Source organism: Streptomyces sp. NPDC052721 (assembly GCF_040678315.1).
Taxonomy (GTDB): Bacteria; Actinomycetota; Actinomycetes; order Streptomycetales; family Streptomycetaceae; genus Streptomyces.
In genome coordinates, this window is record NZ_JBFATL010000037.1 from 81,205 (window position 1) to 91,040 (window position 9,836).

General features: G+C 72.6%; 8 protein-coding genes. 5 read left to right on the top strand and 3 right to left on the bottom strand.

Annotated elements, in window-relative coordinates; translation table 11 throughout:
- Positions 1 to 9: 9 nt before the first annotated feature.
- Both AB0L21_RS29490 and AB0L21_RS29495 read right to left on the bottom strand, forming a co-directional pair.
- Positions 10 to 2,409, bottom strand: coding sequence for an MFS transporter (locus AB0L21_RS29490; RefSeq protein ID WP_365787478.1), 2,400 nt, complete (start codon positions 2,407 to 2,409; stop codon positions 10 to 12).
- Positions 2,410 to 2,571: 162 nt separating this feature from the next.
- Positions 2,572 to 3,015, bottom strand: a complete 444-nt coding sequence (locus tag AB0L21_RS29495) for an SRPBCC family protein (protein WP_365706873.1) — start codon at positions 3,013 to 3,015, stop codon at positions 2,572 to 2,574.
- Positions 3,016 to 3,149: 134 nt separating this feature from the next.
- Between AB0L21_RS29495 and AB0L21_RS29500 the strand changes: the two genes are divergently transcribed.
- The 3 genes from AB0L21_RS29500 to AB0L21_RS29510 all read left to right on the top strand — a co-directional run bounded on the left by AB0L21_RS29500 (position 3,150) and on the right by AB0L21_RS29510 (position 5,568).
- Positions 3,150 to 4,193 carry an Rv2578c family radical SAM protein gene (locus AB0L21_RS29500; protein WP_365787480.1) on the top strand — a complete coding sequence of 348 codons (1,044 nt, stop codon included), beginning with the start codon at positions 3,150 to 3,152 and terminating at the stop codon, positions 4,191 to 4,193.
- Positions 4,194 to 4,714: 521 nt separating this feature from the next.
- Complete coding sequence (locus AB0L21_RS29505) at positions 4,715 to 5,053, top strand: RidA family protein (protein ID WP_365787482.1); 339 nt, start codon at positions 4,715 to 4,717, stop codon at positions 5,051 to 5,053.
- Complete coding sequence (locus AB0L21_RS29510) at positions 5,050 to 5,568, top strand: GNAT family N-acetyltransferase (RefSeq protein ID WP_365787484.1); 519 nt, start codon at positions 5,050 to 5,052, stop codon at positions 5,566 to 5,568. Before AB0L21_RS29505 ends, AB0L21_RS29510 begins: the two co-directional genes overlap by 4 nt.
- Positions 5,569 to 5,575: 7 nt before the next feature.
- Here AB0L21_RS29510 and AB0L21_RS29515 read toward each other — a convergent pair whose 3' ends face one another.
- Complete coding sequence (locus AB0L21_RS29515; protein ID WP_365706865.1) at positions 5,576 to 6,157, bottom strand: adenylosuccinate lyase; 582 nt, start codon at positions 6,155 to 6,157, stop codon at positions 5,576 to 5,578.
- Positions 6,158 to 6,544: 387 nt separating this feature from the next.
- On the opposite strand from AB0L21_RS29515, the gene AB0L21_RS29520 reads away from it, so the two are divergent.
- Positions 6,545 to 8,359 (top strand): 3-hydroxyacyl-CoA dehydrogenase family protein, encoded by a 1,815-nt coding sequence (locus AB0L21_RS29520; RefSeq protein WP_365706863.1) that lies wholly within the window; start codon positions 6,545 to 6,547, stop codon positions 8,357 to 8,359.
- A gap of 160 nt (positions 8,360 to 8,519) precedes the next feature.
- On the top strand, positions 8,520 to 9,341 hold the full coding sequence (locus AB0L21_RS29525) for a TetR family transcriptional regulator (protein ID WP_365706861.1): 822 nt from the start codon (positions 8,520 to 8,522) through the stop codon (positions 9,339 to 9,341).
- Positions 9,342 to 9,836: the final 495 nt, after the last annotated feature.

Consider the following 9,836-nt stretch of genomic DNA (forward strand, 5'->3'; position numbering starts at 1 on the left):
GCGCCCCGCTCAGTCCTCGTGGCCCAATTGAAGGTCCCGTTCCGTCCGGCCACCCCCCGCGACCTGCAACACCGTGGCGACCGGCGGGTAACCTGCGGCGATGACGGTGTACTCGCCGGAGGAGAGATCGACGAACCGGAACATTCCGTCGGCTCCGGTGGTGAGGGTGTCGACGACGTTGCCCGCGGCGTCGAGCAGGGTCACGCGCGCGTCCTCCACGGGCCGTCCCCCGCCCGCCCGGACGGTGCCCCTCAGCACGGCGCCGCCCGCGAGTTCGACGTCCTGCCGGGTCTCCCGGGAGGCCTGCACGCTGACCGGGAGCGCGGCGGGCCGGAAGGCGGGGGCGCTGGCGGCGAGGGTGTACTCGCCCGCGACCAGTTCGGTGATGACGTAGCCGCCCTCGCGTCCGCTGCGGGTGCTCGCGACGACCTCGCCGTGCACGTTGGTGAGGGTGACGGTGGCGTCGCGGACGGGGCTGCCGTCGGCGGTGAGCACGCTGCCGGCGAGGCGGCCGGCGCCGCCGAGGACGACGTCGAGTTCGACGGGGCGTTCGCCGACGGTGACGGAGACGGCCTGCGGCTGGTGCCCGCCGGCGGCGGCGATCAGCACGTACGACCCGGAGCCGGGCGTGCTGAGCGCGTACCGCCCGTCGTCGCCGCTGGCGCCCCGCCCGATCTGCTGTCCGGCGACGTCGATGAGGGTGAGGGCCGCGCGGGGCACCACGGTGCCGTCGGGGTGCTGCACGGTGCCGCAGACGGGGACCCCGGCGGCGTAGGGCGCCCGGGCACCGGGGATCGAGGCGGTCACGGTCTGCGGCTCCGTTTCGGCGGTGTTGTGGGACACCAGTGGTTTCTCCTTGAGGAAGAAGGCGATGAGCAGGCCGAGGGCGAGCACCGGGACCAGGTAGAGGAAGATCCGGGGCATCGCGTCGGCGTAGGCGCGGATGTAGGCGTCGCGCAGGGCCGGGGGCAGCGCGTGGACGAGCTGCGGGGTGATCGAGTCGGCGGCGGGGAGTCCGGTGCCCGCGCCCGGGGGCAGTTCCTTGTGCAGCGAGGAGGTGAGCCGGTCGGCGAAGAGGGTGCCGAAGACGGCGGCGCCGACGCTGCCGCCGATCTGCCGGAAGTAGTTGTTGGCGCTGGTGGCGGTGCCGAGGTCGGCGGGGCGGACGGAGTTCTGCACGGCGAGGACGAGGACCGGCATGACCAGGCCGATCCCGGCGCCGAGGACGGCCATCCAGACGCTGTAGTGCAGCCGGGGCGTGTCGGTCTCCAGCCGGGACAGCAGCCACATGCCGACGGTGGCGACGGCGCCGCCGAGCACGGGGTAGATCCGGTAGCGGCCGGTGTGGCTGATGAGCTGTCCGCCGATGACGGAGGCGCCGACGATCCCGGCCATCATGGGCAGCATCAGCAGTCCGGACTCGGTGGCGCTGGCGCCGTCGACCATCTGCAGGAAGGTCGGCAGATAGCTGGCGGCGCCGAACAGGGCGACGCCGATCACCAGGCCGACCAGGCCGCTGATGTTGAAGACCGAGTCGCGGAACAGCCTGAGCGGGATGAGGGGTTCGGCGGCGAAGCGCTCGGCGACGAGGAAGAGGACGGTGGCGAGGAGGGCGCCGGCGCCGAGGCCGAGGATCTGCCGGGAGCCCCAGGCGTACTCGGTGCCGCCCCAGCTGGTGAGCAGGACCAGGCAGGTCGAGGCGGCGGCGAGCAGCAGGGCGCCGAGGACGTCGAGCCGGGCCCGCGTGCGCGGCCTGGGGAGTTTGAGGACGACGGCCACGACGGCCAGGGTGACCAGGCCGAAGGGGACGTTGACGTAGAAGCACCAGCGCCAGGAGAGGTGGTCGGTGAAGTAGCCGCCGAGCAGCGGTCCGGCGACGGAGGCGAGGCCGAAGACGGCGCCGATCAGGCCCATGTACCGGCCGCGTTCCCGGGGCGGCACGATGTCGGCGATGATCGCCTGCACACCGATCATGAGCCCGCCGGCGCCGACGCCCTGGACCGCGCGGAAGGCGATCAGCTGGTCCATGGTCCCGGCCCGGCCGGCGAGGGCGGAGCCGAGGACGAAGACGGCGATGGCGAACTGGAAGACGCCCTTGCGTCCGAGCAGGTCACCGAGTTTGCCGTAGATCGGCAGGCCGATGGTGGAGGTGAGCAGGTAGGAGGTGATCGCCCAGGACATCTTGTCCAGGCCGTGCAGCTCCCCGACGATCTTCGGCAGCGCGGTGGCGACGATCATCTGGTCGAGGGCGGCCAGCAGCAGGGCCAGCATCAGCCCGAGGAACACCAACCGCACCCGGCGGGGCCCGAGTCCGGCGGGCGGCGCGGGAGGCGGCGGTGCGCTCGCGGTCTCCTCGCCGGCGGCCGGTGCCACGACCGGCTCGCGCTTCACCAGTGTCGTCCCGCCCACGTACCGCTCCCCTCGTCACATCCGTTCACATTTCCCGCGTAAGGCGACAACTGCGAACAACTGCGGCGAGTTACGGCACCATGCGGTACGGACCGGAGATGCACTCGAACCGGTGAAGGGGTCGACCGGCGGCCAACCCCCTTTCACCGGTGGGTGCTTCGGCTACTTCTCGACCTCGGCGGCGAGCCTGGCCAGCAGGGCGTCGTAGATCCGGCCGAGGCCCTTGGGCGCGAAGGTCCTCTCGAAGAAGCCGCCGATGCCGCCGGCGCCCTGCCAGGTGGTGGTGACGACCACGCGGGACCTGCCCTCACCGGCGGGGGTGACACGCCAGGTGGTGACCATGGAGGAGTTGCGGTCCTTCTCGACCAGCTCGCCGTCGGTGGGCTCGCTGACCTCCAGCAGGCAGTCACGCACCCGCTTGCTGGTGGCCTGGAGCTTCCAGTGGACGAGGGTCCCCTCGCCGTCGCCGCCCTCGCGCACCTCGTACTCGCTGAACTGCTCGGGCAGCAGCTTCTGCCGCGTGCCGCGGTAGTCGGCGAGGGCGTCGAACACCTTCTCCGCGTCCGCCGCGACGACCCGCTCCGTAGTGGCCTCGACCTGCGCCATTGCGTTCCTCCACGACCTGGTTCCTCGGGGTTGGGGCAAGCCAACCACCCCGGCGCCCGGCCGCCCAAATCGGGGTGCGCACGATCATGGGAACAAGTGTTCTATTCTGTGGGCAGTGCGAGCGAGGAGGCGTCATGCGCTGGGAGAACCTCACAGACGAGAGCGAACACGGCCGGGCCGCCGATGCCGCGCTGTTCGGTGCGGACGCCGTCACCACCCGGACGTTCGACACGCCCGAGTTCCACGGGATCACCTTCCACGAGGTCCGGGCGCGCTCGGTGCTGAACCGGGTGCCGGGCGCCTCACGCATGCCGTTCGAGTGGACGGTCAACCCCTACCGGGGCTGCACGCACGCGTGCGTCTACTGTTTCGCCCGCAAGACGCACAGCTACCTCGACCTGGACACCGGCGTCGGCTTCGACAGCCAGATCGTGGTCAAGGTCAACGCCCCCGAGGTGCTGCGCCGCCAGCTCGGCTCCCGCCGCTGGCAGGGCGACCACGTGGCGATGGGCACCAACGTGGACTGCTACCAGCGCGCCGAGGGCCGCTACCGGCTGATGCCGGGCATCATCTCCGCGCTCACCGATCACGCCAACCCGTTCTCGATCCTCACGAAAGGCACCCTGATCCTGCGCGACCTGGACCTGCTGGTGCGGGCGGCGGAGGTCACGGACATAGGAGTCTCGGTCTCCGTCGGCTTCCTGGACGCCGGGCTGTGGCGCACGGTGGAGCCGGGCACGCCCGCGCCCGAACGCCGGCTGGACGTCGTCCGCGCCTTCGGGGAGCACGGGATCGGCTGCGGGGTGCTGATGGCGCCGGTGATCCCGTTCCTGAGCGACGACCCGGCCCAACTGCGGGCCACGGTACGGGCCATCGCGGCGGCCGGCGCCACCTCCGTCACACCCCTGGTGCTGCATCTGCGCCCCGGCGCCCGCGAGTGGTTCATGGACTGGCTGGGGCAGCACCATCCGCACCTGGTGCGGCGGTACGAGCGGCTGTACGCGGAGGGCGCCTACGCGCCCAAGTGGTACCAGCGCCGAATCACCCGTCAGGTGCACGAACTGGCACAGGAGTACGGCATCGGGCCCACGCGCGCGGGGCTGGCCCGCCGGATCCGCCCGGCCGAGCCGGCACCGGCCCCCACCGGGCCCGAACCGGTCCAGCTCAGCCTCATGTGAGGACGCCCAGGGGCGTGGGACCAGCCTGGTGGCCGAGGAGGGCGCAGCACACGCCTGGACAAGCACGTATCCGGGCGGCGGGGCGCCGACGGTGGGCGCGGTCCGCCCGAAGCCCCACCCGACGCCGCTCAAGGCCAAGTCGGCGTCGCCGACACCCCGCGGCTCGCCCCTGCCCGGCCTGCTGGACTTCCACCGGCAGACGACACGCCAGGCACCCGGCAACGCGCGCGACCCATCGGAGCCTGGGCTTCCGCCGGCAGGCAACACGCCAGGCACCCGGCAACGCGCCCGGCCGTCGCAGGGCGGGCCTGCGCCCGCAGACGCGTCCGGCTCCGCGCACCTCACCCAGCCCACCGGAGCCTCGACCCCCACCCACTCGTCACGCACCCGCACCCGGCACCTCACCCGCCCCCGTCACAGACTCACCCTCCACCGGCAGACGACACGCGCGGCCGTCCGGCATCCGGCACCTCACCCAGCCCGTCGGGGGTGTTGTCAGTGGGGTGGTCCATCATGAGGTCATGAGCGAACCGCCCCGGGGAGCCGGTCGTGGGCCGATCCGCATCTCCGCCCCGGCCGCGGTGTTCCCCGCCGCCCAGTACACCCATGTGGTGTTCGCGAACCTGCGGCGCTGCCTGGCCGCCGCGGGAGCCGGTTTCGAGGACGTGGTCAAGCTGACGTACTTCGTCACGGACATGGCCCACATGCCGGCGATCCGCGCGGCCCGCGCCGCGCACATGCCCGACGACCGCCTGCCCGCCTCCTCCGCGGTGCGGGTGGCGCCGGAGTTCCTGCTGGAGGTCGAGGCTCCCCCACTGCCGAAGAGCGTGGGGGTACCCCCAGCGGTGGTGGCCGAGTGAGCGCCCTGACGATCCGGGAGATGACCCTCGCCGACTGCGACCGTGTCTCCGAGATACGGGTCCGTGGCTGGCAGCACGCCTACCGGGGGCTCATGCCCCAGCCGTACCTCGACGGGCTCAGCATCACCGCGGACGCCGAGCGGCGGCGGGCGTGGTTCGCCGAGGGGAACGGCAAGGTGGTGAACCTGGTCGCCGAGCGGGACGGCAAAGTGGTCGGGTGGGCGGCGCACGGGCCGTACCGGGACGGCGAGACGCACACCGGCGACGCCGAGCTGTACGCGATCTACGTCGCCCCGGCCCGGCTCGGCGGCGGGATCGGGCGGGCGTTGCTGGCCGCGTCGGCCGAGCGGTGCCGGGCATATCCCCGCATGCTCCTGTGGGTCCTCAAGGACAACGCGCCCGCCCGCCGCTTCTACGAGCGCGCCGGGTTCCGCCCCGACGGGGCCGAGGAGCCCTTCGAGGTGGACGGCGTGCCGGTGCCCGAGGTGCGGTACGTGAAGACGCTGGGAGGCTGACCGGGCGTCAGCTCGGCTGCTGCTCCGGTATCCGCGCCAGCGCGTGCACCGCGGCCTCGGCGAGCGCGGGGTGCGCGAGGGCCTCGGTGAGGACCCGGCGGGCGCGGGCGTCACCGAGCGCGCCCAGGCCCTCCACACAGGCGAGGGCCACCCGCCGGTAGGGGTCGTGCGGGCGCAGCCTCCGTTCCAGCGTGGTGATCAGCGCGGGCACGGACTCCGGGGCGCGCAGGGCGACCAGGAGCCGTACCGGGTGCAGGGCGTAGGCGACGCGGAGTTCATTGGTGGCGAGGGCGGCGGCGGCCCGGGCCGTGCGCGGGTCGCCGAGCCGGGCGAGGGCGTGCGCGGCGCAGGCGCAGCGCGGCGGGTCGCGGTGGTTGAGCAGCAGCACCAGGGACTCGAAGGCGCGCCGGTCGCCGGCCCGGCCGAGGCGGAACGCGGCCAGTTCCCTGGCCCACAGCGGCTGTCCGGGGGCGGTGAGCACCTCCGCCAGTTCGTCGTGGTCCCCGGTGGCCAGCAGGTGCTCGAACGCGGCCGAGCCGCCCGACTCCTGCCGTAAGCGTTCCGTGAGCGATCGCAACTCTTCGTCCACGAGGTCCAGCGTAGGCGGGTCGCGGCAGCCGGGGGAGCTACATCACAAAGTCGGTTCGCCCTCGGGGACTAGCGCGCTCGTTACCCGCCGGTTAAGCTCATACGAGCGAGTAACCCTCTCGCATTTCCGCTGGCGACGGTTTGGTGACGCGGCCGTCGCGAGCGAGCAGGTCGGTTCGGTACGCCGTGTGTACCGCAGTACGACCCGGCTTCGGGACAGAGCCGGTCGGAAGTTCCGCCGCTCCCGGGCGTGTGCACGCCCGTGGCGTCGGCCCCCCGGGCGTGTGCGCTCGCAGCCCGGCAACACCCGCACTCTCCCGCACCGTGGTGCGCCCTTCGGCGCACCCGGCGCGCTCCTCGTCGTCACCCTCATTCCTGGAGTCCCGCGATGGCCACTCCCCTGTCCGACTCAGCTCTGTCCCCGCTGTCCCCGCTCAAGACGATCGCCGTCGTCGGCCTCGGCACCATGGGCACCGGCATCACCGAGGTCCTCGCGAAGGCCGGCCGTGAGGTGATCGGCATCGACATCAGCGAGGCGCGGACCGCGCAGGCGCTCGCCACCCTGGAGGCCGCCACCGCCCGCGCCGTGGCGCGCGGCCGGCTCACCGAGGAGGAGCGCGCCCGGGCGCTGGCCCGGGTCCGCACCGCCACCGACCTCGCCGCGGCGGCCGACGCCGACCTCGTCATCGAGGTGGCCCCGGAGTCGTACGAGATCAAGCAGCAGATCTTCCGCGAGCTGGACGGCATCGTCCGCCCGGAGACGATCCTGGCGACCGGCACCAACGCGCTGTCGGTGACCCGGCTGGCAGCCGGCTCCGCCCGCCCCGAGCGCGTGCTCGGCCTGCACTTCTTCAACCCGGCGCCGGCGATGCGGCTGGTGGAGGTCGTCTCCTCGGTGCTGACCGCGCCGCAGGCCGTGGCCGCCGTCACCGACCTCGCGATCGAGCTGGGCAAGGAGCCGGTCGCGGTCGGCGACCGCCCCGGCTTCGTCGCGGACGGGCTGCTCTTCGGCTACCTCAACCAGGCCGCCGCCATGTACGAGGCCAAGTACGCCTCCCGCGAGGACATCGACGCGGCCATGCGGCTCGGCTGCGGCCTGCCCATGGGCCCGCTCGCCCTGCTGGACCTGATCGGCGTCGACACCGCGCGGACGGTCCTGGAGGCCATGTACGCCGAGTCCCGGGACCGGCTGCACGCCCCCGCCCCGATCCTCAAGCAGCTCAGCGAGGCCGGTCTGACCGGTCGCAAGTCGGGGCGCGGCTTCTACACCTACGAGGCGCCGGGCAGCGGGACGGTGGTGCCGGACGCGCTGACCCCGGCGGCGGGCGGCTCCCCGGTCGCGGGCCGGGAGGTGGGCTCGGTGGGCGTGGCAGGCTCCGGCACCATGGCCTCCGGCATCGCCGAGGTGTTCGCCAAGGCGGGCTACGACGTCGTCCTGGCCGCCCGCAGCGAGGAGAAGGCGCAGGCCGCCAAGGCCCGTATCGGCAAGTCGCTTTCCCGCTCTGTCGACAAGGGCCGGCTGACCGCCGAGGCCGCCGCGCAGATCCTGGACCGGATCGTGCCGGCGGGCTCCTACGACGCCTTCGCCGAGGTCGACCTGGCGGTCGAGGCGGTCGCCGAGGACCTGGAGATCAAGCGGCAGCTGTTCGCCGCGCTGGACAAGGTGTGCAAGCCGGGCGCGGTCCTGGCCACCACCACCTCGTCGCTGCCCGTCGTCGCCTGCGCCCGCGCCACCTCGCGCCCGCAGGACGTGATCGGCATGCACTTCTTCAACCCCGCACCGGCGATGAAGCTGGTCGAGGTCGTGCGGACCGTGCTGACGGCGGACGACGTCCACGCGACCGTGCGCGAGGTGTGCGCGAAGATTAGGAAGCATGCGGTGGACTGCGGCGACCGCGCCGGTTTCATCGTGAACGCGCTGCTGTTCCCGTACCTCAACAACGCGGTCAAGATGGTGCAGGAGCACTACGCGTCCCTCGACGACATCGACGCGGCGATGAAGCTGGGCGGCGGCTACCCGATGGGCCCGTTCGAGCTGCTGGACGTGGTCGGGCTGGACGTCTCGCTGGCGATCGAGAAGGTGCTGCACCGCGAGTTCCGCGACCCCGGTCTCGCCCCGGCGCCGCTGCTGGAGCACCTGGTGGCCGCGGGCTGCCTCGGCCGCAAGACCGGCCGCGGCTTCCGCGAGTATGCCCGCCGCTGACGGCGTCGGCGACTGGTTCCGGAGGGAGCCGGACTGGGGCGGACTGCTCGACCCGGGGGGCTCTGCCCCGCCCACCCGGCCCGGCGGTCCCCCGCCGTCCGGGGGCGGGGGACACCCCGGACCTGCGCATCGAGCTGCGCGCATGCAGTACGTTCGGGTCATGTCCCAGCCCGCCAAGTCCTCCCGTACACCAGCTACGCCCGACGCGCCGGAAAGTGCCGCAGGCAGTCGCGCCGCCGCCCAGCGGCTCAAGATGCGCCGAGAACTGGCGGCAGCAGCCATGGAGCTGTTCGCGACCAAGGGGTACGAGGCCACCACCGTCGACGAGATCGCCGCCGCCGCCGGGGTCGCCCGGCGCACCTTCTTCCGCCACTTCCGCTCCAAAGAAGAGGCGATCTTCCCGGACCACGACGACACGCTGATCCGCGCGGAGGCGGTCCTCAACGCCGCGCCCGCGCACGAGCACCCGCTCGACACCGTGTGCCGGGGCATCAAGGAGGTCATGAAGATGTACGCGGCGCGGCCGGAGATCTCGGTCGCCCGCTACAAGCTCACGCGCGAGGTGCCCACCCTGCGCGAGGCCGAGATCGCCTCCGTCGCCCGCTACGAGCGCCTGTTCACTCGGTATCTGCTCGGCCATTTCGACGAGCACGCGCACGCCGACGACGCCAACGACGACCCGCTGCTGGCCGAGGTCGCCGCCTCCGCCGTGGTCACCGCCCACAACCACGTCCTCAGGCGCTGGCTGCGGGCGGGTGGCCAGGGGGACGTGGAGGCGCAGCTGGACCACGCCTTCGCGATCGTGCGCAAGACGTTCGGCACCGGTATCGGGGCCGGCCGTGGCTCCGCCGCCCAGCCGGCCGCCCCTGCCGCTCGGGCGACGGCGTCAGAGCACGGCGAGGTGCTGGTGACGGTCGCCCGGACCGACGCCCCGCTGGACGAGGTCATGCGGACGATCGAGCAGGCCCTCAAGGAGCGCTGAACCCGCACTTCCCCGCTGTGACGACGGCCACCCGCCCGGGTGGCCGTTTTGCCATGTCAGGGCCCGTTTTCTGGGAGATTCCACGGCCCGTTCGATCGATCATCGCTCATTTGTTGCGTAAAGATTTCATCTGAGAGCCATATCTGGCACTCAGTGCCTTGCGGCCTGACACGCGGTGTCATACGTTGAAGGGGTCCGGGCGGCCGGCGAGCAGAGACCTTTCGCTCGCCGGCTGTCCCCGCAAGCCCATGGCCTGCGCGCCCGGACGCCTGCGTCACAGGCACCCTCCCGCGCCACAAAGCGCTGCCGAAGCACCACCGAGCCGAACCGACGGCACACCCTCACCACCCTCAGCAGCACCGACGAACCCTTAGGCGCCCCTCCCTCAGGGCGCTCACCCGCCGGAGGCAACACCGTGACCGTGAAGGACATCCTGGACGCGATCCAGTCGAAGGACGCCACGTCCGCCGACTTCGCCGCCCTGCCGCTGCCCGA